The sequence below is a fragment of the Sphingomonas sp. NPDC092440 genome (assembly GCF_044754985.1).
Classification (GTDB): domain Bacteria; phylum Pseudomonadota; class Alphaproteobacteria; order Sphingomonadales; family Sphingomonadaceae; genus Sphingomonas.
On record NZ_JBIVQA010000004.1, the window covers coordinates 171,170 to 195,546 of the forward strand.

Sequence of the window (24,377 nt, forward strand, 5' to 3'; positions counted from 1 at the left end):
ATCAGATACTTGCCCGGGCACTCAACTTAAAAGCCCAGGCCCAGCTGCGGCATGTCCCGGGTGACGATGCCGTCCCTTACCTCGACGCCCTCGATCGCGAGCATCTGCGCCTTGGACAGCGACCCGCCGGGCGCGGAGAAGCCGCCGATGCGCCCGTTCGCCGCCGTCACGCGGTGGCAGGGAATGATCAGCGGCACCGGGTTGCCCGCCATTGCCTGGCCGACGTCGCGGGCGAATTCCGGCCCCGCCTCCAGCGTCCTGGCGATCGCGCCATAGGTGGCCGTCTCGCCCCAGCCCAGCTGGCGCACCTGGGCATAGACGCGCTCGAAAAAGGGCTCCTGCCGCCCGAGATCCACGGCCACGCCGGAAAAGTCGACGCGCTCCCCGGCGAAATAGCGCCGCGCATCGTCGATCACTGCCTGCACCGGTGCCGGCGGCGGCACCGCCTTCGCATCGGGCAGGCGGCGAAGCAGCGAACGCTCCGCCTCCCGCGCCGTGCCCGGGGGCAGCCGGAAGCTGCTGATGCCCCGCGCGTTCCAGCCGATGGCGGCAAAACCCGCCACGGTCTCGAACACGCTATAGAAGCTCTCGACGGTCATGATGCTCCATCCGTTCACGGCGCCGCTGCACGCAAGCGGAAGATCGGTGTGCGATCAGGCGTTCGCAACCGGCCAGCGTTCGCTGCGCCGCAACGGCCGGCCGCGCCCGATCGCCCGTGCGGCGCCAAAGGGTTGGCGCGTTTCGAAGCGATCGAGTTCCAGGCCCGCGTCATTGTCGCCGAGAATCTGGGCACGTCGCAGCCAGAGGCGATAACCGTGCAGATCGCCGATGTTGAAACGACTCATCGCCAGGTTCTGCGCAGCCAGACACCCGTGTCCCCCGCCGCGCAGCCAGACGCGCCGATAGAGCCATGCCGGTGTTCCCACATGGGCAGTGCCGCCAAGATCCGCCGGGTCGTTTCCCTGGCTGAACAGCCCTGCCAGCTCCAGCATCGCACGCGCATGGCCACGCCTGGAGAGATGGTGGAGGATCGGCATGTAGAGCCCATTCGCCCGCCGCCCCATGATCGCCTGGGCGCGCTCGAACAGCCGATCGTCCCGCGTCATTCAGTCCCCCACGGTCTGCTCGATCACGCCGAAGATCGGGTGGTGCCGATCGTCCTCGGCCCAGATGCGCACCGTGTCGCCGGCCTTGAGGAAGGGCGTGACCGGCGCGCCGCCGCGGATCGTCTCGATCGTGCGGATCTCGGCGATGCAGGAATAGCCGACGCCGCCCTCGCTCACCGGCCTGCCCGGCCCGCCATCCGCGCCGCGGTTCGAAACGGTGCCCGAGCCGATGATCGTGCCGGCGCCGAGCCGGCGCGTCTTCGCGGCATGCGCGACCAGGGTGCCGAAGTCGAAGGTCATGTCGACGCCCGCCTCGGCCCGGCCAAAGGCCTGGCCGTTCACATCGACCATCAGCTTGCGGTGGAGCTTGCCGTCCTGCCACCAGTCGCCCAGCGCATCGGGCGTGGCGAAGACCGGCGAGAAGGCGCTGGCCGGCTTGGACTGGAAGAAGCCGAAGCCCTTGGCGAGCTCGCCGGGGATCAGGTTGCGCAGCGAGACATCGTTGGTGAGGCCGACCAGCCGGATCGCGGCGAGCGCCTGCTCGCGGCTCGCGCCCAGCGGCACGTCGCCGGTGACCACCACCACTTCGGCCTCAAGGTCGCAGCCCCAGGCTTGGTCGGCCAGCGGAATCGGGTCGCGCGGGCCGAGGAACCCGTCGCTGCCGCCCTGGTACATCAGCGGATCGTGCCAGAAGCTGTCGGGCAGCTCCGCCCCGCGCGCCTGCCGCACCAGCGCGACATGGTTCACATAGGCCGAGCCGTCGGCCCATTGATAGGCGCGCGGCAGCGGCGCAGCGGCGAGCCGCTCGTGGAAGCGCTCGCGCGGGATCACCGCATGGTCGAGATCGGTGGCGAGGTTGCGCAGATCGGTCTCCACCCGGTCCCAATTGTCGAGCGCCGCCTGCAGCGTCGGGGCGATCATGTCGGCACTGGCGTACCAGGCCAGGTCGTTCGAAACGACGACCAGCTTGCCGTCACGGCCGTTCTTCAGGCTTGCGAGCTTCATCAATCTCTCCTTTGCCCCATCCATAGCCGCCCGCGCGGCCAAGTCGAGTTGACTCGGGCGCCGGGCCCCCGCATCGGTTGAGGCCATGAACGCCCCGCCGCGCTTTCTGGATCACGAAGGCGAGATGGCGGAGCGAATCCGCACGTTCGACTGGGCGAATCACCCGCTCGGGACGCCCGGAACCTGGCCCGACGCGCTGCGATTCGCGCTCGACCTGGCTCTCGCCTCCACCTTCCCCACCGCCATCTACTGGGGCGAGGATCTCCACCTGCTCTACAACGATGCCTGGGCGCCGATCCCGGCCGAGCGCCATCCCGCCGCGCTGGGCCGCCCGGCGCGCGAGGTGTGGCGCGACGTCTGGGACGTGGTCGGGCCCCAGATGGCGCGGGTGATCGCCACCGGGCAAGGCTTCGCGGTCTACGACCAGCTCCTGGCGATGGAGCGGGCCGGCCGCCGCCAGGAGACCTGGTGGAACTACAGCTTCACGCCGCTCCGCGACGGCGCGGGCCGGATATGCGGGCTGATCAACCAGGGCAACGAGACGACGCGCTCCGTGCTGGCGGAGCGGGCGCGCCTGGCGGAGGCGGCGCGGCTGCGCGACCTGTTCGAGCAGGCCCCCGGCGCGGTGGCGCTGCTCCATGGCCCGGAGCATCGCTTCGAATTCGCCAATGCCGAATATCTGGCGCTGGTCGGCGGGCGTCCGGTGCTCGGCAGGACCGTGGCCGAGGCGCTGCCCGAGCTGATCGACCAGGGCTTCGTCGCCCTGCTCGACCGCGTCCATGCCAGCGGCGAGACCTTTCGCGCCGACGGCGTGCCGGTGCTGTTCCGGCACCGCGCCGATGCGCCGGCCGAGACGCGCTTCCTCGATTTCGTCTATCAGCCGGTCAAGGACGAGAATGGCGACACCACCGACATTTTCGTCGTCGCCAACGATGTGAGCGAGCGCGCCGCCGCGGAAGAGGCGCTGCGGCGGAGCGAGGAGCGGCTGCAGCTCGCGCTCAACGCCTCGCTCGGCGTCGGCACCTGGGTATGGGACGTGCCGGCGGACCTGGTCACGGCCGATGCCCGCTTCCTGCGCCTCTATGGCGTGGACGAGGGGCTGGCCGGCACCGGCACGCCGATCGCGCAGTTCTTCGTCAACGTGCACCCCGGCGACCGCGCCCGGCTCGAGGCCGGCATCGCCCGCACGCTGGAGGAGCGGGTGCCGTTCAACGAGGAATATCGGCTGATCCAGCCCGACGGCACGCTGCGCTGGGTGAGCGCCCAGGGCCGCGCGACCTTCGACGAGGAGGGCCGGCCGCTGCGCTTCCCCGGCGTCGCCTTCGACGTCACCGAGCGCAAGCTGGCCGAGGAAGCCGCGCGCGACGCCGCCGAGGAACTGCGCGAGGCGAACGAGGCGCAGGCATTCCTCGCGGCGCTGGCCGATCACCAGCGCGCGCTCGATTCGGCCGATTCGGTGATGCGCTTCACCGCCGCGGCGCTGGGCGAGCAGCTGGGGCTCGACCGGGTGGGCTTCCACCGCGTGCAGGGCGAGGATGTGCGCTTCGGCCCCTATTGGAGCAGCGGCGCGCTGGCACCCCTGGAAGGCACGGTGGCGATCGACGCGCTGGGCGACAATGCCCAGGCCTATCGCAGCGGGCGCACCGTGATCCTCCACGACGTCGCGCGCGAAGCGCCGGGGCTGGCGCATATCGCCGGGGCGGGCGTGGGCGTGCCGCTGCTGCGCGGCGGGCAATGGGTGGCGGTGATGTCGATCAACGCCGCCGGCCCGCGCCGCTGGTCGGCCGAGGAAGTCGCCTTTGTCGAGGCAGTGGCGGAGACGGCCTGGGACGCGGTGGAGCGCATCGAGGCAGTGGCCGCGCTGCGCGAAAGCGAGGCCAAGTTCCGCGCCATCGCCAATTCGATCGACCAGATGGTCTGGTCGTCGCTGCCCGACGGCTATCACGATTATTATAACGACCGCTGGTACGAATATACCGGCGTGCCCCTGGGCAGCACCGATGGCGAGGCGTGGAAGGACATGTTCCATCCCGACGACCGCGCACGCACCTGGGCGGTATGGCACCACAGCCTGGAGACGGGCACGCGCTACCGGATCGAATATCGGCTGCGCCATCGCTCGGGACGGTATCGCTGGGTGCTGGGCAGCGCCCAGCCGGTGCGCGACGAGCGGGGCGGGATCACCCGCTGGTTCGGCACCTGCACCGACATCCAGGACATTGTCGACGCGCGCGAAGTGCTGGCCCGCTCGCGCGAGGCGCTGGAGACGGCGGTGCGCGAGCGCACCGAGCAGCTGATGGCGGCCGAGGCGCGGCTGCGCCAGGCGCAGAAGATGGAGGCGGTCGGCCAGCTCACCGGCGGCATCGCGCATGACTTCAACAACATGCTCGCCGTGGTGATCGGCGGGCTCGACCTGCTCGAGCGGCGGCTGAAGCAGGGCAATCGCGACATCGGCAAATACATCACCGCCGCCCGCGACGGCGCCACCCGCGCCGCGGGGCTCACCCAGCGGCTGCTCGCCTTTTCCCGCCAGCAGCCGCTCGCCCCGGTCGCGATCGACGCCAATGCGATGGTGGGGGGCATGATCGAGCTGCTCGTCCGCACCCTGGGCGACGATGTGACGGTGGAGACCCTGCTGCCCGCCGGCGTCGCGCCGCTGCTCGCCGATCCCAACCAGCTCGAGAATGTGATCCTCAACCTCTCCGTCAATGCGCGCGACGCGATGCCGGGCGGGGGCAGGCTCGTGCTCGCCACGGCCAATGCGCGGTTCGACGCGGCCGCGGCGGCGGGGCTGGAGCTGCAGCCGGGGGATTATGTCGAGATCGCCGTGACCGACAGCGGCACCGGCATGACGCCCGAAGTCGCCGCGCGCGCCTTCGATCCCTTCTTCACCACCAAGGGCGTCGGCAAGGGCACCGGCCTCGGGCTCAGCCAGGTGTTCGGCTTCGTCCGCCAGTCGGGCGGCGCGGTGCGGATCGAGACCGCGCCGGGCCAGGGCACCAGCGTCCATCTCTATCTGCCGGTCCATCAGGGCGCGGCGCCGGCGGCCCGATCCGAGCGGGCCGCATCGGCCCCCGCCGGCGGCCAGCCGGGCGAAGTGGTGCTCGTCGTCGAGGACGAGGAGCGGGTGCGCAACTATTCGATCGAGGCGCTGCGCGAGCTCGGCTATGAAGTGCTCGGCGCGCGCGACGGCCCCGAGGCGCTGCGGCTGATCGACCGGGCGCCGCACATCTCGCTGCTGTTCAGCGACGTGGTGATGCCGGAGCTGACCGGGCATGAGCTGGCCGCGCGCGCCCGGGCGAAGCTGCCGGGGCTCCGGGTGCTGCTGACCAGCGGCTATGCGCCGGAAACGGCGCGCGTGGCGGGCGAGACGATCCTCGCCAAGCCCTTCGATCTCGATCGCCTTGCCACCGCCGTGCGCGCCGCGCTGGACAACTGAACCTCTGGTCCTTGTTCCCCGGCGAAGGCCAGGGCCCAGTTGCGACGACGTTCGAGCGTTTCTCCCCCGTCACCAGGTGCGGCGATGCTGGGCCCCGGCCTTCGCCGGGGAACGGCTGGGCTGAAGTCGACGCGACTACCCCCTTGACCGAATCGCCCCCAGGGGCCATGCGCGCCGCGGCTCCGGCGCCCCGCGCCCCGGCCTCCGTACCGCCCAGCCGCCGAGTCCTGTCGAAGGGCGGCTTCGGGCCCGCCCCGGCAGGCGGAGACGTGTATCCATGGCAAATGTAGCGGTTATCGGCGCCCAATGGGGTGACGAAGGCAAGGGCAAGATCGTCGACTGGCTCGCCGAGCGGGCCGACATGGTCGTGCGCTTCCAGGGCGGCCACAATGCCGGCCACACGCTGGTGGTCGGCGAGAATGTCTACAAGCTCTCGCTGCTCCCCTCGGGCATCGTGCGCGGCACCCCTTCGGTGATCGGCAACGGCGTGGTGCTCGATCCCTGGGCGCTGTGCGACGAAGTGGAGCGGATCCGCGCCCAGGGCGTGGACGTGACGCCGGACACGCTGATGGTGGCGGACAATTGTCCGCTGATCCTGCCCTTCCACCGCGACCTGGACGGGCTGCGCGAGGATGCGAGCGGCGCGGGCAAGATCGGCACCACCCGGCGCGGCATCGGCCCCGCCTATGAGGACAAGGTCGGCCGCCGCGCCATCCGGGTCTGCGATCTCGCGCATCTCGACGATCTCGGCCCCCAGCTCGATCGCCTGACCGCGCATCACGACGCGCTGCGCGCCGGCTTCGGCGAGCCGCCGATCGACCGCGCCGCGCTGCTGGAGCAGCTGCGCGAGATCGCCGGCTTCGTCCTGCCCTTCGCCCAGCCGGTGTGGCGCGCGCTCAATGCCGCGCGCGAGCGGGGCCGCCGCATCCTGTTCGAGGGCGCGCAGGGCGTGCTGCTCGACATCGATCACGGCACCTATCCGTTCGTCACCTCGTCGAACACGGTGGCGGGCACCGCCGCTTCGGGCTCGGGCATAGGCCCGGGCGCGGTCGGCTTCGTGCTGGGCATCGCCAAGGCCTATACCACCCGCGTCGGCTCGGGACCCTTCCCCGCCGAGCAGGACAATGAAGTGGGCGAGCGGCTGGGCACGCGCGGCCGCGAGTTCGGCACCGTCACCGGGCGCAAGCGCCGCTGCGGCTGGCTCGATGCGGTGCTGCTGCGCCAGTCGGCCGCCGTCTCCGGCATCACCGGCATCGCGCTGACCAAGCTCGACGTGCTCGACGGCTTCGACGAGATCAAGGTCTGCATCGGCTACCGGCTGCGCGGCGAGGAGATCGACTATTACCCCTCGAACGCCGCCGACCAGGCCGCGGTCGAGCCGGTGTGGGAGACGATGCCGGGCTGGCAGGAAACCACCGCGGGCGCGCGCAGCTGGGCCGAGCTGCCGGCGGCGGCGATCAAATATATCCGCCGCGTGGAGGAGCTGATCCGCTGCCCGGTGGCCCTGGTCTCGACCAGCCCCGAGCGCGAGGACACGATTCTGGTCCGCGATCCCTTCGCGGACTGATCGGCTATGCGCTACCCGTCCGGCCGGGCGGGTAGCGCATCTCCTGCGTCAGGAGCCCTTAATGGGGCTTCTTCCTGTCCTTCTTGCCGCGCTTGTCCGTGTCTTCGGACGTCGCCGGGTCATGGCTGGGGGCAGCCGGATCCGGCGCGGGCGCGGCCGTGGTGGCATCCGGCGCGGGCGCCGGGGGATTGGCGCTCGGATCGGGTGCCGGCGCAGGAGCGGGATGCTCCGTCGGCGGCATCGCAGACGGATCGGTGGGAGACGTGGTCTGGGCGAAGGCCGCGGGGGCGGCCAGCAGCGCCGCGGCGCCGATCAGGGTCTTGAGCAACATACAGGGCAATCCTCCTTCGGTTTTTGCCGAAGACCCTTCGAGACGCCGCGCATGTCCGGATTGTTTCCCGATGTTACGGCCAGCCCCGGCCCGCGCACGGCTGGGCAGCGAGCCGAGCCGGACAAGGGACGGGCCGAAGCAGCGAAGATTGTCGGGACGGGAAGATCCGCGCCACGCCCCGGGCCTGGGGCGCTCAGCCCAGCTGGGCGCGGTGGAGCAGCTTCTGATCGGCCAGCACCAGGGCCATCATCGCCTCGACCACCGGTACGCCGCGAATGCCGACACAGGGATCATGGCGTCCCTTGGTCATGATCTCGGTCGCATCGCCTTCGCGCGTCACCGTCTCCACCGGCGTCAGGATCGAGCTGGTCGGCTTGAACGCCACCCGCACGCGCACCGGCTGGCCGGTCGAGATGCCGCCCGCGATGCCGCCGGCATGGTTGGCGAGGAAGACCGGCCTGCCGTCATTGCCCGGGCGCATCGCATCGGCATTCTGCTCGCCGGTGAGCGCGGCGGCCGCGAAGCCGTCGCCGATCTCGACGCCCTTCACGGCGTTGATCGACATGCAGGCGGCGGCCAGCTCGCTGTCGAGCTTGGCATAGAGCGGCGCGCCCCAGCCGGCGGGCACTCCGCTCGCCTCGCAGGCGATCACCGCGCCGAGCGACGAGCCTGCCTTGCGTGCGCCGTCGACCAGCGCCTCCCAGCGCTTCGCCGCTTCCGCATCGGGGCAGAAGAACGGATTGTTGCCGATCTCGGCCGGATCGAAATTGGCATAGTCGATCGCGTCGCCGCCGATCGTCTCCACCCAGGCGAGGATCGTCACTTCGGGGATGACCAGCCGCGCCACCGCGCCCGCCGCCACGCGCGCCGCCGTCTCGCGCGCCGAGCTGCGCCCGCCGCCGCGATAGTCGCGAAAGCCGTATTTGGCGTCATAGGCATAGTCGGCATGGCCGGGGCGATAGGCCTTGGCGACTTCCGAATAATCCTTGGAGCGCTGGTCGACATTGTCGATGTGGAGCGCGATCGGCGTGCCCGTGGTGCGGCCCTCGAACACGCCAGAGAGGATGCGGACCTGGTCCGGCTCCTGGCGCTGGGTGGTGAAGCGCGACTGGCCCGGGCGGCGCTTGTCGAGAAAGGGCTGGATGCCGTCCTCGGACAGCGCTAGCCCCGGCGGGCAGCCGTCCACGACCGCGCCCAGCGCCGGGCCATGGCTCTCGCCCCAGGTGGTGAAGCGGAAGACGCGTCCGAAGGTGTTGAAGCTCATCGCCACCCTCCTCGCCGATGTCGCCAGGATTTGAAAGAAAGAAGCACCAACGCCCCGCCCAAGCCGAAGACCAGCCCCAGCCCAAAGCCGGCCAGGGAATTCCATGGGAGGCGCAGCGCGTTCAGCGCCATCCAATAGAGGATGCTGACGATCCCGAGCGACACCAGCATGCCCGCCGCGCCGCGTATTGCGGGAACCAGCGGCGTCCCGGACCGTCGCGCATCGAGAAAGCTGCCCAGCGCCCCGGTGAATGCGAAGGCGATGACGACGATGTTGGCGTTCAGCTCAAACATCCTGGCCGAGGGCGGCAAATGCCGGTGCATGCGTCGCGGCGCCGCGCACCCCGCACGGCATGGCGCCGCCCTGCAACGGCAGCGCCATCAGATAGTCGCCGGCATAGGGCGAGGCAAATCCGCGCGCCCATTCCGCCGCGAAGCCGAAGCGGCCGTAATAGGCCGGATCGCCGAGCACGAAGGCCAGCACCCCGCCGGCATCGGCGAGCTGCGCGATCCCGGCCTGCACCAGCGCCTCGCCCACGCCCTGCTTGCGCCAGGCCGCCTCGACCGCCAGGGGCGCGAGCGCCACCGCCGCGATCGGCTTGCCGGCGATCGCCACGTCCATCCGGCTGAACGCGATCATGCCGGCGAGCGCGCCGCTCTCCTCGTCGTCGGCCACCAGGGTCAGCACCATGTCGCCGTCGATGCACAGCCGCTGGACCAGCCGGGCCTCGTCCTCCGCCGGAAAGGCCCGGCGCAGCAGCGCGTCGATCGCGGCGACATCCCCGCCCGTCGCGGGGCGAATGGCAATGCTCACGAAAGCGCGATGTCCGGCGCGTCCTCGGCCTTCATGCCGATCACGTTATAGCCCGAATCGACATGGTGGATCTCGCCGGTGACGCCGGCCGCCAGGTCCGAGAGCATGTAGAGCCCGGCGCCGCCGACATCCTCGATCGTCACGGTGCGGCGGAGCGGCGAGTTCAGCTCGTTCCACTTGAGGATATAGTTGAAGTCGCCGATCCCGCGCGCCGCCAGCGTCTGGATCGGACCGGCCGAGATCGCGTTCACGCGGATATTCTCCGGCCCCATGTCGACCGCGAGATATTTCACGCTGGCCTCCAGCGCGGCCTTGGCCACCCCCATCACGTTATAGTGCGGGATCACCTTCTCGGCGCCGTAATAAGTGAGCGTCAGGATCGCGCCGCCGTCCGGCATCATCGCGCGCGCGCGCTTGGCCACCGCGACCAGGGAATAGGCCGAGATGTTCATGGTCATCAGGAAATTGTCGAGCGTGGTGTCGTAGAACTTCCCGCGCAGCTGCGACTTGTCCGAGAAGCCGATCGCGTGGACGACGAAATCGATCGTCGGCCATTTCGCCTCGAGCGTGGCGAACGCCGTGTCGAGCGCATCCATGTCGGACACGTCGCAATCGATCAGCGTGTCCGAGCCCAGCTGCTCGGCGAGCGGCTTCACGCGCTTCAGCAGCGCATCGCCCTGATAGCTGAACGCCAGCTCGGCACCCTGTTCGCTGAGCTTCTTCGCGATGCCCCAGGCGAGGCTCTTGTCATTGGCGAGGCCCATGATCAGCCCGCGCTTGCCCTGCATCAATCCGGTCACGACGGCGTATTCTCCCTTTCTCTGGGCTCCTCTAGACCGTTCTCGGGCGTTTCCGCCAGAGCCGCGTTCAACTCCGCGCCGACGACCAGCCCCAGTCCGACGAGAAAGAAGAAGATCAGCGCGATCATCACGCCGGCCAGGCTGCCATAGGTCAGGTCGTAATTGCCGAGCGTGCCGAGGATCTTGGGCAGCAGCGCGGTGACCAGCAGCCACCAGGCCGCGGTGAACAGCGCGCCCGGCCATTTGGGGCATTTGCTCTTCCGGTAGCGGCCGGGGGTGAGCGAGTAGAACAGGATGTAGAGCGCGCCGAACAGCGCGATGGCGGGCGCGATCTTGCTCAGCGAGACGATGCGCTGCGCCTCGGACGCCCAGGGGAAGATGTTGTAGAGGAACTGCTCGACGCCGGTCAGGATCACCTGGAAGCTGAACGCCGCCATGGTGATGATCACCGAGGCGATGATCATCCCGATCGCCCCCAGCCGATATTGCCAGAAGGGCGTGACCGAGCGGACGCCATAGGCCTGGCGCAAGATGCCGCGGATCGTCTCGATGAAGCCGGCCACCGTCCACAGGCCGACGATCGCGCCGAACCACAACAGGTTGCCCGTCCGCGCCATCAGCACGTCCGACACCGGCTTGCGCAGCAGCTCGGCCACGTCGGGCGGCACGGTATGCAGGAACGCCTCCAGCGTATGGATGCCTTCGGAGCTGCGGCCGATCAGCTGCGCGATCGCGGCGGCGACGATGAAGAAGGGGAAGAGCGTGACCAGGCTGAGATAGGCCAGGTTGCCGGCATAGGTGAATCCGTCGGCGAAGGTGCCGAGCAACACGCGCTTCACCACGTGCCAGAAGCGCGGGCCCAGGCCGATGCGGGCGAGCAAGGCGAGGATGCGGGACCAAAGCCCCGGCCCCGCTTTCGCGTCGCCCGAATCTTCCCCTGTTGTCACAAGGTGTTAGACGCCCATGCGGCCACGCGGGTTCCCCTTGTCGCTCCAGCCCCTGGCGAACGCGATCAGCGCATCGTCGTCCACCGGCAGCTCTACCATCAACGTGACGAGCAGGTCGCCCCGCCCGCCCGCGGACCCTGCGGCCTTTTTGTGGAAGCCGCGGCCCTTGAGGCGCAGCGTCTTGCCCGAGGAGGAGCCCTTGGGCACCTTGAGCATCACCGGGCCGTCCGGCGTCGGCACGCGCACTTCGGCGCCGAGCACGGCCTCGGACAGCGTGACCGGCAGGTCCAGCCGGATATCGTCGCCCTCGCGCTGGAAGAAGCGGTGCGGCTGGATCTCGATCGTCACGATCGCGTCGCCCGCGCCGCCGGGCCCTTCCTCGCCCTTGCCGGCAAGGCGCATCTGGGTGCCGGATTCGAGCCCGGCGGGGAGCTTGAGGTCGATCGTCTTGCCGTCGCGCAGCGTGATGCGCTGCGCCGCCAGCCTGGCCGCATCCTCGAAGCTCACTGCCAGGCGATAGGCGATGTTCGCGCCCTTGGGCGCGGCCCGGCGGCCGAAATCGCCGAAGCCGCCGGAAAAGCCGCCGCCGCCGCGCCGCGCGCCCATGCCGCCGAACAGCCCTTCGAATATGTCGCCAAAGCCGCCCGCCTCGCCGCCGCCGCCGAAATCGGCGCGGAAGCCGCCCTGGCCGCCGCTGCCCATGCCCGAGCCGAAGCCGCCGAACGGGTTCACGGGGTTGCCGTCGCCATCGATCTCGCCGCGATCGAAGCGGGCGCGCTTGTCCTTGTCGGTCAGCAGGTCATAGGCCTGGGTGACCTGGCTGAACTTCTCCGCCGCCTTGGGATTGTCCTTGTTGCGGTCCGGATGCAGCTCCTTGGCGAGCTTGCGATAGGCCTTCTTGATATCGGCCTCGCTCGCGCCACGCGCCACGTTCAGGATGGAATACGGATCAGCTGCCATCAAAACCCCTTCGAACGCGCCGTATTTCGGCGTGTCCGCCCGCTAACGCAAGGGCCGGGGGCAAACTCCCGGCCCGGAACAAATGCCTATGCCGCCGCCTCCTCCAGCGGCTCGACATCCACCGACACGTGCATGTCCTGCGCGCCCGCCCCCAGGACGATGCCGTCGATCGGCGCGATCTCGGCATAGTCGCGGCCGATCGCGACCACGACATGGTCCTCGGCCATCCAGATGCCGTTGGTGGGGTCGATGCCGACCCAGCCCAGCTCGGGCCCGGCCCAGACCAGCACCCAGGCATGCGTCGCATCGGCGCCGACCAGCCGGGGCCGGCCCGGCGGCGGCAGCGTGCGAAGATATCCGGAGGCATAGGCGGCGGGCAGGCCGGCGGCGCGCAGGCCCGAGATCATGATCTGCGCGAAATCCTGGCAGACGCCCCGCCGCTTGTCGAAGGCGGCGCGCGGCGGCGTGTCGACCAGCGTGGCGCTGGGATCGAAATCGAAACTGCGCTGGATCCGGACGGCAAGCGCATGGGCGGCGTCGAGCACGCCCCGATCGGGCGCCAGGTCGGACGCGCACCATGTGGCGATCGCCGCGTCCAGCGGGATCTGCGGCGAGGGGAAGAGATAGGCGGCCGGGCCCGCCGGCGAAGCGTCGCGGCTTGCGCGCGCCAGCCGGGCGATCTCGGCGAGCGTGCGGTCGCCCGGCGACGGCACCGGGATCGGCCGGTCGACCCGGATGCGCGCGCTGCTCTCGATCGTCAGCGTGCGGGTCGGCGCCTCGAGCACCAGCCGCACGACATTGGCGAGCCCCGCCTCCGCCCGCGCCGGGAAGGCGCGCCCGCCCGGCTCGACCGACAGGGCATAGTCGAGCACCTGCTGGCCCGACCACAGGATCGGCTTCAGCCGCAGGTTGCAGCGCGCGAACGCCGCCGGCTGGGCATAGTCGAACCGCGTCACGTGGCGGATGCGGTAGAGCATCAGGCGAGGACCAGCCCGGCGGCGCGCAGCGGCTCCGCCCCCTGCAGGAAATAGCGCCGGGCGATCGCATCGGAGAGCTGGGCGAGGCGCAGCTCCAGCCCGGCGAGCAAGGCATCGTCGATGCGCGCCGCCTGGGTGGTCACCAGGATCGCCGCCAGCGCGCGCGCCTGTTCCTGCTGCGCCTCGGCCAGCCCGTCGTCCGAGAGCACCGGCAGCGCGTTCAGATGGCCCGAGATCGCCGCCGCCTGATAGGCGATGCCGCGCGGATTGCCCGGATCGAGCGTGACCAGGTCGAGCACCGGCACGCGGGCGATTCCGGTCAGATAGCGCTGGCGATAGCTGATCTGGCTGTCCGCCAGGTCGAGCAGGGTGCCGAGATCGTCGCCGGTCGCATCCGCCCGGCCAAAGGCGCGCAGGAAGCGGAGCGTCGCCAGCGCCCGCTCGATCCGCCGGCCCAGGTCGTGGAAGCGCCAGGCATCGGTGCGCGCCATATGCTCGGCCGCAAGCCCGGCCAGCGCCGAATAGCGCCGCTGGAGCGAGCCCGCCTTGTCGAGCAGCCCCCCGCGCGCCGGAAACGGCGCGTCGAGCAGCCGCGCCATGTCCGCCGCCAGCCGATCGCGCGAGACGGCGCCGATCATCCGTGCTTGGGCATTGATCGCGGCAACGCTGTACCAGCCCCCGCCATCCTCGAGCGCCGCGCGGGCGAGCTCGGTCAGGTCGGCGCGGCGCAGCGCCCGGGGCGCCGGCGCCGCATTGCCCGCGACTAGGATGTCGGCAAGCCGGCCCACCGTGTCCGCGGCGAGGGCGGCGCCGGTGTCGGCGCTGATCGAGTTGCCGAGCAGCACCCGGATCACGCCGAGCTGCGCCTCGCCCCGCTCCAGGTAGCGGCCGAGCCAGAACAGATTGTCGGCGACCCGGCTGGGGAGCGTGCCCGGATTACGCCGCAGCCGGGTGGAATCGCCCGAGGGCAGCAGCGAGACCGGCTCGACGGGATCGGAACCATGGACGCAGACGTCCGCCGACCACATGCCCTCGCCCATCACCGCGGCCCGCGCATCGGCATGCTCCCCGATCCGGGCGAACCCGCCGGGGAGCACCGTCCAGGCGCCGTCCGCCCCGCGCGCGGCGAACACGCGCAGCGTGAACGGGCGCGCGGCGAGCCGGCCCTCGGCCACCACCGGCATGGTCGAGAGATGGAAGACCTCCTGGCCGACATAGTCCTGCGGCCGGCGCGCCATGTCGGCGAGCAACCCGGCACGCGCCTCGCCCTGGAGCGCCGAGCCGAGCACCGGCTTCCCCTCGGGCAGGCCGAGCGGCGCGACGCCGAAGGCCGGCGCGACGAGCAGCGTGTCGAGCGCCGCCTCGACATGCGCGCGCGCGCCATCCTCGCCGCACCACCGGGTGGCGATGCCGGGCAGTTGCAGCGGCTCTCCGGTCAGCAGCTCGGCCAGCCGCGGCAGGAAGGCGGCGAAGGCCGGCGCCTCGAGCAGCCCCGCGCCCGGCGCGTTGGCGATCACGACATTGCCCGCGGCCATCGCATCGATCAGCCCCGGCACGCCGGTCGTCGAATGGCTGTCGAGCGCCAGCGGATCGAGCAGGCGCGGGTCGAGCCGGCGCCACAACGCGTCCACCCGCTTCAGCCCGGCGATGGTGCGGACATAGAGCCGCTCGTCGAGCACCGCGAGGTCGCCGCCCTCGACCAGCAGCCAGCCGAGATAGCGGGCGAGATGCGCCTGCTCGGCATAGCTGGGATCGAGCCGGCCGGGCGTGAGCAGCGCGATACGGGGTTCGGCACGCCGGCAGCGCGCGGCCAGGCCCTCGCGAAAGGCAGCGAAGAAGGGCGCGTGCCGGGCGATGTCGAGCCGGGTCTGGAGCCCATCCAGCGTCTGCGCCATCGCCAGCCGGTTCTCGAGCGCATAGCCGGCCCCGGCCGGCGCGCGCAGATGATCGGCGAGCACGCGCCAGGCGCCGTCCGGGCCGCGGCCCAGGTCGATCGCCACCGCCTGGAGGTGGCAGCCGCCCGGCGGCACGAGATTGGCGAGCGGACGCAGGAAGAAGGGGCTGCCGGTGACGAGCGCGGCCGGCACATGCCCGTCGGCGACCAGCCGCGCCTCGCCATAGAGGTCGGCGAGCACCCGCTCCATCACCTCGGCGCGCTGGACGATGCCGGCGGCGATGCCTCGCCATTCGGCCTCCGGAATCAGCAGCGGCACCGGGGAGAGCGGCCAGGGGCGTTCCTCGCCTTCGCCGGCGACGCGGAAGCCGGTGCCGATGTCCTCGGCATGGCGGCGCGCGCGCTCGCGCGCGCCTTCGAGATTCTCGCCCGCGAGCCGGGCCAGCTCCTCGAGCACCGCCGGCCAGGCGGCGTCGCCCGCGGCTCGGGCGCAGAGCACATCGCCCGCGGCCCGGGCGCGGAGCGCGTCCTCCGCGCTGCCGGCCGCGCAATAATCCGCGATCCACCGATCGGCGATCGTCCGCGCGTCGAACAGAGGTGCGGCGCTGCTCGCCAAGCTTCGTCCCCAGCTATCCCGGGGACCTAGTGCGGGAATCCCTGCTGCATGGCAACATGGGATGCGCCGCACGGGGCGGCGCCCCCGGTTCGGTTCCGCGCACGAAGATGCGCGTCGGGACCTGCATCACGCTCGCTACGCCCTGGCCGCCCAGCTGCGCCGGCGCATTCTCGACGGGCGAGGATCGCGATCGGCCTTGCAGTTTGCCCGGCGAGCGGACACCAATCCGGACAAAGCACCAGGGAGGGGGGCCGCGTGGCCGACAGCGCTGACAGGGCAATGGGCGACGCGATCGCCGGGGAGCGGTCGGGTGCGCCCGACCGGACGGCGACCGGCAAGGCGCATTTCGAGGTGCTGGACGGCCTGCGCGGCACCGCCGCGCTGATCGTGGTGCTCTTCCACATCCAGGGCATCACGGTGAAATGGGACGGCGCCCGCGTGGTGCTGCACCATGCACCGCTCGCCGTGGACTTCTTCTTCGCGCTGTCGGGGTTCGTGATCGGCTATGCCTATGACGATCGCTGGGGAAGGATGCGCACGGGCGGTTTCCTCGCGCTGCGCCTGATCCGGCTGCATCCGCTCGTCATCCTCGGCGCGCTGCTCGGGCTGGCCAGCTATCTGCTCGATCCCTTTGCCGGCCAGGCCCAGGCAGTGCCGCTGCGGCAGGTGCTGGTCGCCTTCGCCCTGTGCCTGTTCGCGCTGCCGAGCTGGCCGCTGCCCAATCGCTGGACCGACACCCACCCGCTGAACGGACCGATCTGGACGCTGTTCCAGGAATATCTCGGCAATCTCGCCTATGCGCTGGTGCTGCGCCGGCTGCCGGCGACATGGCTCGCCCTGCTGGCGGGGGCGAGCGGCGTGGCGCTGACGGCCGGCGCCGTGATGCAGGGCACGCTGGACCAGGGCTCCTATTGGGAGACCTTCTGGATGGCGCCGGTGCGCCTGTTCTTTCCGTTCCTCACCGGCCTGTGGCTCTATCGGGTGCGCGAGCGCCTGCCGAAGGTGCGGATCGGCTGGCTACCCCTGTCGCTGGCGATGCTCGCGGCGATCGCCGCGCCCACGCTGCCGACCATCGGCGGCATCAAGCTCAACGGGCTCTACGAGGCGCTGGTCGTCATCCTGCTGTTTCCCGCGATCCTCGTCGCCGGCCGTCATTCCGAGCCCGGGCGCGGCATGCTGTGGCTGTGCAAGGCGAGCGGGCGCATCTCCTATCCGATCTACATCACTCATTTCCCCTTCCTCTATGTCTGGATGAACTTCGTCGCGGCCGGCCACGCCTCGCAGGGCGCGCTCGTTGCGATCGGCGTCGCGCTGGTGCCGTTCCTGCTGCTGGTGGCCTGGCTGGCCCATGGCTGGTGGGACCTGCCGATCCGGGCATGGCTGGGGGCCCGGCTGCGCCGACGGGGATAGGCTGGGAGCTCATATTCTCCACCGTCATCCCCGCCGATCTTCACCGTCCCCGTTATTCTTCACTGTCATCCCCGCGCAGGCGGGGATCCAGGGTGGTACGGGATGATCGAAGCAATCACGCGCATGCTTGCCGGAAACGGCAAGGCGAGCCTCACGCCCCTTGCCCCTGGCCCTGGATCCCCGCCAGCGCGGGGATGACGGGCGTAGTTTCAAAGATGACGGCGTAGTTTCAAAGGCGCGTTCGGGTCCTCACCCTAGACGTCAGGCAGCACCTGGTCGGCCAGCCCCCAGCCCGCGAGCGCCCGCCCGGTCGCGCGCTCGATCAGCCCGGCCCCGTCCCGAAGCGTGAAGTGCCCGGGGCCGTCGATGTCGCGCAGCTCGCTCCAGCTGACCGGCGCCGCGACCGGCGCGCCTTCGCGGGCGCGGACCACATAGGGCAGCACCGCCGTGCTGCCGCGCTGGTTGCGCAGATAGTCGATGAAGATCCTGCCCTTGCGGTGCACCTTCTTGAGGTTGGCGGTGAAGCGGTCCGGCTCGGCTTCGGCGAGCGCGCGGGCGAAGCGCTCGCAAAAGCTCCGGGCCTCGGGCCATTCCGCCTTCGGCGCCAGCGGCACCACCACGTGCACGCCCTTCCCGCCCGACAGCATCGGCCAGCTGGTCAGCCCCAGCTCGGCGAGATGCTCCTTAAGATCGGCCGCGGCCTTGCGCACATCGGCCCAGTCGAGCCCCTCGTCGGGATCGAGGTCGAACACCAGCCGGTCGGGCTTTTCGATATCGGCGGCCAGGCTGCCCCAGCCATGAAACTCGATCGTCCCCATCTGGACACAGGCCAGGATCCCGTCGGCATCGTCGACATAGAGATAGGGCTCGACCGACCCGTCCTTCTCGCGCACGTCGACATGGTGGACATGCGCGCCGAAGCTGCCGGCGTCGTGCTTCTGGAAGAAACATTGCCGCGCCCGCCCCTGGGGGCAGCGGACCAGGCTGATCGGCCGGTTGGCGAGCCAGGGCAGCAGGATCGGAGCGACGGCGAGATAATAATCGGCCAGGTCGCCCTTGGTCAGGCCGTCGCCGGGGAAGATCACGCGGTCGCGGCTGCTGATCCCGATCGACGCGCCGGGCGGCTCGGGCAACGGCACGGGCTTCTCCATCACGACCTCCTTCGCCGGCTTGTCCTCGCGCAGGCCGAGAAAACTGGCATGGCGCAGGAGATTGTCGGCGGTGAATTCGCTGAACGCGATCTCGGCGACCAGCCGGGGCTTCACCCAGCGCGCGCCGCGCGCCTCGGCGCGCGGGACCTTGGCGGCGGGCTGCTGCGCCGCGATCCCGTCCAGCCGCGCGCGCAGCTCCCGCATCGCCGCCATGCCGAACCCGGTACCGACCTTGCCGGCATAGGCGAGCCCGCCGGGCCCGTGCGCCCCGAGCAGCAGCGAGCGGAAGCCGCGCCCCCTGGCGGCGGACGGCAGCCAGCCGAGGATCACGAATTCCTGCCGGCACAGGCATTTGGTCTTGCGCCAGGCGCTGGTCCGCGCGCCGCGATAGGGCGCATCGGCACGCTTGGAGACCACGCCTTCATAGCCTTCGCGGCACATCGCCTCGAACAGCTTCTCGCCGCTGCCCAGCACATGCTCGGAGAAGCGGATGCGCTGGTCCGCTCCCTCCAGCAGCGCGCGCAGCCGCTCCTTGCGGGCGCGCTGGGGGCGCTTCGCCAGGTCCTCGCCGTCCGCGTCGAGCAGGTCGAAGGCGAACAGGGTCAGGTCGCCGCCGCCGCGCGACAGCGCTTCCTGCAAGGTCGAGAAATCGGGCCTGCCGTCCTTGAAGGCGACGATCTCGCCGTCGATCAGCGCCGGACCGGGGAGCCCCCTGGCGGCTTCGGCGATGCCGGGGAAGCGATCGGTCCAGTCGAGCCCGGTGCGGGTATAGATCCTCGGCCCCTCGTCGCCGAGACTGAGCAAGGCACGATAGCCGTCATATTTCACCTCGTGCAGCCACTGGTTGCCCGCGGGCACGGTGTCGACCAGCGTGGCGAGCTGGGGCGGGCGAAATTTCGGATTCTTCCCGCCCCCGCGGCGAACCGCGGGGTCTCGCGCGGTGGCGCCGTCCGCCCGGGATCGCGGCTGGCGCCGGGACGGCGCTTTCGCGGCCGGCTTCGCGCCGGCCGCGATCTCCTGCATCGTCCGCCCCGTCTTCACGCTGGTCAGCCCGGTCTCGACCAGCACATCGGTCGCGCCGGCATGGGGATCGTCGATCTTGCGCAGCAGCCAGTTCTCGCGCTTCTCGCGACCGCGCGGCTTCAGGCGGATCAGCAGCCACTCGCCCTTCATCCGTTCGCCGTCCAGGGTGAAATGGAGATGGCCCTTCGCCAGGTCCGTCGCGCTTTTCCCGTCGACCGGCGCCCAGGTCCCATCGTCCCACAGCATCACCGTGCCGCCGCCATATTCGCCCCTGGGGATCGTGCCCTCGAAATCGGCATAGGAAAGCGGATGATCCTCGGTGCGCACCGCGAGGCGCTTCTCGGCGGGGTCCAGGCTCGGCCCGCGCGTCACCGCCCAGCTCTTGAGCACGCCGTCCATCTCCAGCCGGAAGTCCCAGTGGAGGCGGGTGGCGTCGTGCTTCTGGACGATGAAGCGACGGCCGCCGCCCCGGGCCGGCCTGCCGGCGGGCTCGGCCGTCTTCGCGAAATCGCGCTTGGCATTATATTTGGCGAGGGGGTCGGAAGGCTTGGCCATCAATCCGTCATCCCGCGCGCTTCTTCGCCGATGCCTTGGCGGCCGGCCTGGCCTTCACTGCCTTGCCCGGCTTCGCCGCGGGCTTCTCGAGCGACTTCTTGAGGGCGGCCATCAGATCGACCACGTTCGAGCCGCGGCTCGCCTTGCCGTCGTCCTTGTCCTCGATGATCTTGCGGCCCCTGGCCTTCCGCTTGCGCGCGATCAGGTCCTTGAGCGCATCGACATAGCGGTCGTGGAACATGCGGGGATCGAACTTCGCCACCTTCTTCTCGATCAGGCTCTCCGCCAGCCCGAGCAGCTCGGGATCGGGCGCATCGTCCGGGATGTCGCGGAAATAGCCCTGCGCCTTGTTGACCTCGTCGGCATAGCGCAGCGTCTCCAGCACCATGCCGCGGCCGCACGGCTTGAGGCTGACGACATATTCGCGCCCGCGCATCGCCAGCTGGCCCAGCCCCACCTTGCGGGTGCGCCGGAGCGCCTCGCGCAGCACGATGAACGCCTCCTCGGCCAGGTCGTCCGCCGGCACCACGAAATAGGGCCGCTCGAAATAGAGCACGTCGATCTCGTCCATGTCGACGAAGCGGGTGAGCTCGAGCGTCTTCTTCGATTCGAGCTTCACCGCATCGATCTCGTCCTGGGTGAGCAGGACATATTCGCCCTTCTCCACCTCATAGCCCTTGACGATCTCCTCGGGCTCGACCGGCCCCACCCCGGGGGCGACCTTCTCGTACCGGATCCGCCTGCCGCTCGGTTCGTGGATCTGGTGGAAGGCGATCTGCGCGCCCGATCGGGTCGCGGCATGGATCTCGACCGGGATCGAGACCAGCGCCAGCCTGATCTGTCCCTGCCAATAGGCGCGCGCGGGCATGTCGCTCTCCTCGTTGCGAAGCCGATTCAATGTGCCAGCCGGGGAGTCGTTCCTCGACACTCGCCCGGGGGGCGATTACAGCCCCTGCCATGCGCACCGATCCCTTCGACCTGTTCGACGCCTGGTACCGCGAAGCCCGCGAAAGCGAGCCCAATGATTCCAACGCGATGACGCTGGCGACGGTGAGCGCGGACGGCCAGCCCTCCGCCCGGATGGTGCTGCTCAAGGGCCATGGCCCGGACGGCTTCGTCTTCTACACCAACCGCGAGAGCCGCAAGGCGCAGGACCTGCGCGACGGCGCCAGCGTCGCCCTGCTCTTCCACTGGAAATCGCTGCGCCGCCAGGTCCGCATCGAGGGCAGCGTGCGCTTCGCCACCGATGCCGAGAGCGATGCCTATTTCGCCACCCGCGCCCGCGATTCGCAGCTCGGCGCCTGGGCCTCGGACCAGTCGCGCCCGCTCGATGCCCGCGAGACCTTCGAGGCCCGCTTCGCGGAAGCGAAGGCGCGCTTCGAGGGCGGGGACGTTCCCCGCCCGCCGCACTGGGGCGGCTACCGCGTCACGCCGCACCGGATCGAATTCTGGCAGGACCGCGCCCACCGCCTGCACGAGCGCCGGCTGTTCACCCGCGCCGGCCAGGACTGGTCCGAAGGCCTGCTCTATCCATGAGCGGCCGGCCATGACCAACCTCGCCCGCCGCGCCGCCATCGCCAGCGTGTGCTGCGCGATCCTGCTCGGCGCGCTCAAGGCCTGGGCCGCGGTCGAGACGGGATCGGTGGCGGTCCTCGCCAGCCTCGCCGATTCGGTGCTCGACCTGTTCGCCTCGCTCGTCACGCTGGGCGGCGTCCACTGGGCCGCGCAGCCGGCCGACGAGAATCACCGCTTCGGGCACGGCAAGGCCGAGGCGCTGGCCGCGCTCTTCCAAGTGGTGGTGATCGCCATCTCCGCCCTCGCCATCCTGGTGCGCGCGATCGAGCGGCTGCAGGGCGGCGAGGTCTCCGCCTCGCCCGAATCGGGCATCGCGGTGAGCATGGTCGCGATCCTGGTCACGCTCACGCTCACCCGCTACCAGCAGCATGTCATCGCCCGCACCGGATCGGTCGCGATCGGCGCCGACCGGATCCATTATACGTCGGACCTGCTGCTCAACGGCGCGGTGATCGTCGCGCTGGTGCTCGATGCCTGGGGCATGGTCGGTGCCGACCCGGTGTTCGGCATCGCCATCGCCTTCTGGCTGCTGTTCGGCGCCTGGCGCGCCAGCGAGGCGGCGATCGACCAGCTGATGGACAAGGAATGGCCCGAGGAGAAGCGCCGCGCCTTTGTCGAGGTCGCCGCGCGCAATCCGGCGCTCAAGAGCCTGCACGACCTGCGCACCCGCAGCAGCGGCGCCGCCGACTTCGTCCAGTTCCACATATCGATGAACCCGGCGATGACGATCCAGCAGGCGCACGACGTGGTCGAGGCGCTGGAGCAGGAGCTGGGCGCCGCCTTTCCGGGCACCGAGATCCTGATCCATGTCGATCCCGAGGGCCATTGCGACGCGCCCGAGAACCCGATGATCGAAGCCAATCTGCTGAAGGACAACTGAGTGCACCTGCCTTTCGCCCAGATCGACGCCTTTGCCGACCGCCCCTTCACCGGCAATCCCGCCGCGGTCATGCCGCTGCGCGAGTGGCTGGCGGACGCGGTGCTCCAGCAGATCGCGGAGGAGAACAACCTCTCCGAGACGGCGTTCCTTCTGCCCGATGCGAGCGGCGCGGCGGACTTCGAGCTACGCTGGTTCACTCCCGCCGTCGAAGTCGCGCTATGCGGCCATGCGACGCTGGCGAGCGGGCATTTCGTCCTTTCCGCCGATCCGGCGCGCGATCGCGTCACTTTCCGCACCCGCAAGGCCGGCATTCTCGAAGTGCGCCGCGACGAAGCCGGCGGCGGCTATGCGATGGCCCTGCCCGCCTATCCGCCCGCGCCGGCCGAGGTGCCCGGCCTGCTCGCCGCGCTCGGCGTCGGCCTGGGCGAGACGCTGCGCCATCCCAATGGCTATGGCCTGACCGTGCTGGAAAGCGCCGAGGCGGTGCTGGCGCTGCGCCCCGATTTCGCCGCGCTCGCCGCGATCGGCGACACGCTCAACATCGTGACGGCGCCGGGCACCGAGACGGACGTGATCAGCCGCGTCTTCGCACCCGCCGCGGGCATCGACGAGGATCCGGTCACCGGATCGGCGCATTCGGTGCTCGCGCCCTATTGGGCGAAGCGCCTGGGCCGCGACACGTTCAGCGCCTTCCAGGCCTCGAAGCGCGGCGGCCATCTCGCCTGCGGGCTGGCCGGCGACCGGGTGATCCTGGGCGGCAGATGCGCGACGGTGATCATGGGCGAATTCGCGCTATAGACGCGGCATTGCGCCGGGCCGGGCTTTGCGGAATGCGGTCTCCCGGCAAACGGAGGACAAGGCAGATGCGCCATCTCTGGCACGCGGGCACACTGACGATCGCCATCATTGCCGGTGCCGTCCCCGCCCAGGCCTGCATGACGTTCGTTCCGCTGCAGGCCGAGGATGTCCGTTATGCCGACACGGTCGTGATCGGGCGCGTGGAGAAATATCGGATCATCCGGCACGATCCCACGGGCAGGAAAGCCGACCAGGTGGTGAAGAGCCCGGGGCCGATCTGGGACTATGCCCGATTCGAGGTGGTCGTCGACCAGGTGCTGCTGGGCAGGGCGCCAAGGCGCCTCTCGGTCACTTGGGACAATTCGACCTTCGACGAGCCGGAAAGCATGGGCCCCGGTCCCTATCTGATTGCGCTGCGCAATCCGGCCCGGCCGATACCGCCCCTGCGCGGGCCGAGCGCCACGATCTTTCCAGCCCCACGCGCCGATTTGCCGACGCTGCTGCAGGCGCCCTGCTCCAGCCCGTTCCTCCTCCCGGCCGCTGGCGGCGATGCGGACGCGGTTCGAAAGATCCTCGCCGGAAAGCCGAAGCCGGAAAGGCGCTAGGCTCGGGACTCGGTCGGCAAACCCGGTCATCGCCGCCCGTGCGGGATGACGAGGGAGGGAATATGAGTCGCCAACCTAGCGTCAAAACCCGATCAAGGCTTTGATTTATCTCGCCATCCCCGCGCAGGCGAGGATGACGGGGTTTGCTGATCGGGTCGTGATCCTAATCCACCGCCTGGTGCGCATAGCTGAGGATCCGCGCCACCCGCCAGCCGTCCGGCGCCTTCTTCCACAGCTGGACGAAATGCGCGCGGCCCACCAGCTTCTCCGGCCCGTCGCCGCGCCGCTCGTAGAAGAAATGGTCGCCTTCCTCGATCGCGCCATAGCCCGGCACCGGATCGACGCGCAGCGACACGGGCAGCAATGCGCGGCGGCTGCGCCAAGCGCCGGGCGCCTTTCGCGCCTCGCACTGCTTGGCATAGAGCGCGACGAACGCCGCGCCGCTGGTCGCCACCACGCCGTCCTTGTCGTGATACATCTCGAAATCGGGCGTCACCAGCGATGCCAGCCGGGCGGGATCGCAGCGCTCGAAGAAGGTGTCGAACAGCGCGGCATCGGCGGCCTTCACTTCGGCGAGCAGCGCCGAATCCGGGGAAGCGGGCGCGGACTGGGGAGCGAGCAGCGCGAGCGCGGCGGCCAGGAACATGCGTTTCTCCTTGTG

At 70.3% G+C, this 24,377-nt stretch carries 22 protein-coding genes; 7 read left to right on the forward strand and 15 right to left on the reverse strand.

Annotation, left to right across the window (positions count from 1 at the left end; genetic code table 11):
- Positions 1-26: 26 nt before the first annotated feature.
- From ACIQCS_RS08575 to ACIQCS_RS08585, 3 genes are read right to left on the reverse strand one after another with little or no spacing between them, the layout of a single operon-like run.
- Complete coding sequence (locus ACIQCS_RS08575) at positions 27-599, reverse strand: methylated-DNA--[protein]-cysteine S-methyltransferase (protein ID WP_345849654.1); 573 nt, start codon at positions 597-599, stop codon at positions 27-29.
- 54 nt (positions 600-653) lie between these two features.
- Positions 654-1,106: a hypothetical protein gene (locus ACIQCS_RS08580; RefSeq protein ID WP_345849653.1), complete on the reverse strand. Its 453-nt coding sequence runs from the start codon at positions 1,104-1,106 to the stop codon at positions 654-656.
- On the reverse strand, positions 1,107-2,111 hold the full coding sequence (locus ACIQCS_RS08585) for a fumarylacetoacetate hydrolase family protein (RefSeq protein WP_345849652.1): 1,005 nt from the start codon (positions 2,109-2,111) through the stop codon (positions 1,107-1,109). It abuts the gene before it with no gap.
- A gap of 124 nt (positions 2,112-2,235) precedes the next feature.
- On the opposite strand from ACIQCS_RS08585, the gene ACIQCS_RS08590 reads away from it, so the two are divergent.
- A complete protein-coding gene (locus tag ACIQCS_RS08590) occupies positions 2,236-5,550 on the forward strand; it encodes a PAS domain-containing protein (protein WP_345849651.1) in 3,315 nt (1,104 codons plus the stop codon).
- A 277-nt stretch (positions 5,551-5,827) separates the two neighbouring features.
- Positions 5,828-7,117, forward strand: coding sequence for an adenylosuccinate synthase (locus ACIQCS_RS08595; RefSeq protein ID WP_345849650.1), 1,290 nt, complete (start codon positions 5,828-5,830; stop codon positions 7,115-7,117).
- Positions 7,118-7,175: 58 nt separating this feature from the next.
- On the opposite strand, the gene ACIQCS_RS08600 is transcribed toward ACIQCS_RS08595, so the two are convergent.
- The 9 genes from ACIQCS_RS08600 to ACIQCS_RS08640 all read right to left on the reverse strand — a co-directional run bounded on the left by ACIQCS_RS08600 (position 7,176) and on the right by ACIQCS_RS08640 (position 15,719).
- Positions 7,176-7,448, reverse strand: coding sequence for a hypothetical protein (locus tag ACIQCS_RS08600; protein WP_345849649.1), 273 nt, complete (start codon positions 7,446-7,448; stop codon positions 7,176-7,178).
- A gap of 193 nt (positions 7,449-7,641) precedes the next feature.
- Positions 7,642-8,712: a chorismate synthase gene (gene aroC, locus ACIQCS_RS08605; RefSeq protein WP_345849648.1), complete on the reverse strand. Its 1,071-nt coding sequence runs from the start codon at positions 8,710-8,712 to the stop codon at positions 7,642-7,644.
- A complete protein-coding gene (locus ACIQCS_RS08610; RefSeq protein WP_280277666.1) occupies positions 8,709-9,005 on the reverse strand; it encodes a hypothetical protein in 297 nt (98 codons plus the stop codon). Before ACIQCS_RS08610 ends, aroC begins: the two co-directional genes overlap by 4 nt.
- The gene (locus tag ACIQCS_RS08615; RefSeq protein ID WP_345849647.1) at positions 8,998-9,525 is read right to left on the reverse strand and encodes an N-acetyltransferase; all 528 of its coding nucleotides are present in this window, start codon (positions 9,523-9,525) and stop codon (positions 8,998-9,000) included. Before ACIQCS_RS08615 ends, ACIQCS_RS08610 begins: the two co-directional genes overlap by 8 nt.
- Positions 9,522-10,325 carry an enoyl-ACP reductase FabI gene (fabI, locus tag ACIQCS_RS08620; RefSeq protein WP_345849646.1) on the reverse strand — a complete coding sequence of 268 codons (804 nt, stop codon included), beginning with the start codon at positions 10,323-10,325 and terminating at the stop codon, positions 9,522-9,524. The genes ACIQCS_RS08615 and fabI overlap by 4 nt, the downstream gene beginning before the upstream one ends.
- On the reverse strand, positions 10,322-11,272 hold the full coding sequence (locus ACIQCS_RS08625; RefSeq protein ID WP_401530595.1) for a YihY/virulence factor BrkB family protein: 951 nt from the start codon (positions 11,270-11,272) through the stop codon (positions 10,322-10,324). Before ACIQCS_RS08625 ends, fabI begins: the two co-directional genes overlap by 4 nt.
- A gap of 6 nt (positions 11,273-11,278) precedes the next feature.
- The gene (locus ACIQCS_RS08630; RefSeq protein ID WP_345849644.1) at positions 11,279-12,232 is read right to left on the reverse strand and encodes a DnaJ C-terminal domain-containing protein; all 954 of its coding nucleotides are present in this window, start codon (positions 12,230-12,232) and stop codon (positions 11,279-11,281) included.
- An 86-nt stretch (positions 12,233-12,318) separates the two neighbouring features.
- Positions 12,319-13,209: a transglutaminase family protein gene (locus tag ACIQCS_RS08635; RefSeq protein WP_345849643.1), complete on the reverse strand. Its 891-nt coding sequence runs from the start codon at positions 13,207-13,209 to the stop codon at positions 12,319-12,321.
- Positions 13,209-15,719, reverse strand: a complete 2,511-nt coding sequence (locus ACIQCS_RS08640; protein WP_345849642.1) for a circularly permuted type 2 ATP-grasp protein — start codon at positions 15,717-15,719, stop codon at positions 13,209-13,211. The genes ACIQCS_RS08635 and ACIQCS_RS08640 overlap by 1 nt, the downstream gene beginning before the upstream one ends.
- A 255-nt stretch (positions 15,720-15,974) precedes the next feature.
- On the opposite strand from ACIQCS_RS08640, the gene ACIQCS_RS08645 reads away from it, so the two are divergent.
- Positions 15,975-17,129 carry an acyltransferase gene (locus ACIQCS_RS08645; RefSeq protein WP_345849641.1) on the forward strand — a complete coding sequence of 385 codons (1,155 nt, stop codon included), beginning with the start codon at positions 15,975-15,977 and terminating at the stop codon, positions 17,127-17,129.
- Positions 17,130-17,383: 254 nt separating this feature from the next.
- Here the strand turns inward: ACIQCS_RS08645 and ligD are convergent, their stop codons facing one another.
- Both ligD and ACIQCS_RS08655 read right to left on the reverse strand, forming a co-directional pair.
- Entirely contained in the window at positions 17,384-19,858 is a 2,475-nt protein-coding gene (gene ligD / locus ACIQCS_RS08650) for a DNA ligase D (RefSeq protein WP_345849640.1), read from the reverse strand.
- A gap of 7 nt (positions 19,859-19,865) precedes the next feature.
- Complete coding sequence (locus tag ACIQCS_RS08655; protein WP_345849639.1) at positions 19,866-20,726, reverse strand: Ku protein; 861 nt, start codon at positions 20,724-20,726, stop codon at positions 19,866-19,868.
- A 29-nt stretch (positions 20,727-20,755) separates the two neighbouring features.
- On the opposite strand from ACIQCS_RS08655, the gene pdxH reads away from it, so the two are divergent.
- The 4 genes from pdxH to ACIQCS_RS08675 all read left to right on the forward strand — a co-directional run bounded on the left by pdxH (position 20,756) and on the right by ACIQCS_RS08675 (position 23,716).
- Positions 20,756-21,394, forward strand: coding sequence for a pyridoxamine 5'-phosphate oxidase (gene pdxH, locus ACIQCS_RS08660; RefSeq protein ID WP_345849638.1), 639 nt, complete (start codon positions 20,756-20,758; stop codon positions 21,392-21,394).
- 10 nt (positions 21,395-21,404) lie between these two features.
- The gene (locus ACIQCS_RS08665) at positions 21,405-22,313 is read left to right on the forward strand and encodes a cation diffusion facilitator family transporter (RefSeq protein ID WP_345849637.1); all 909 of its coding nucleotides are present in this window, start codon (positions 21,405-21,407) and stop codon (positions 22,311-22,313) included.
- Positions 22,314-23,111, forward strand: coding sequence for a PhzF family phenazine biosynthesis protein (locus ACIQCS_RS08670; protein WP_345849636.1), 798 nt, complete (start codon positions 22,314-22,316; stop codon positions 23,109-23,111).
- A 65-nt stretch (positions 23,112-23,176) separates the two neighbouring features.
- Complete coding sequence (locus ACIQCS_RS08675) at positions 23,177-23,716, forward strand: hypothetical protein (RefSeq protein WP_345849635.1); 540 nt, start codon at positions 23,177-23,179, stop codon at positions 23,714-23,716.
- 163 nt (positions 23,717-23,879) lie between these two features.
- Here ACIQCS_RS08675 and ACIQCS_RS08680 read toward each other — a convergent pair whose 3' ends face one another.
- Positions 23,880-24,362 carry a nuclear transport factor 2 family protein gene (locus ACIQCS_RS08680; protein ID WP_345849634.1) on the reverse strand — a complete coding sequence of 161 codons (483 nt, stop codon included), beginning with the start codon at positions 24,360-24,362 and terminating at the stop codon, positions 23,880-23,882.
- Between the last annotated feature and the right edge of the window lie 15 nt (positions 24,363-24,377).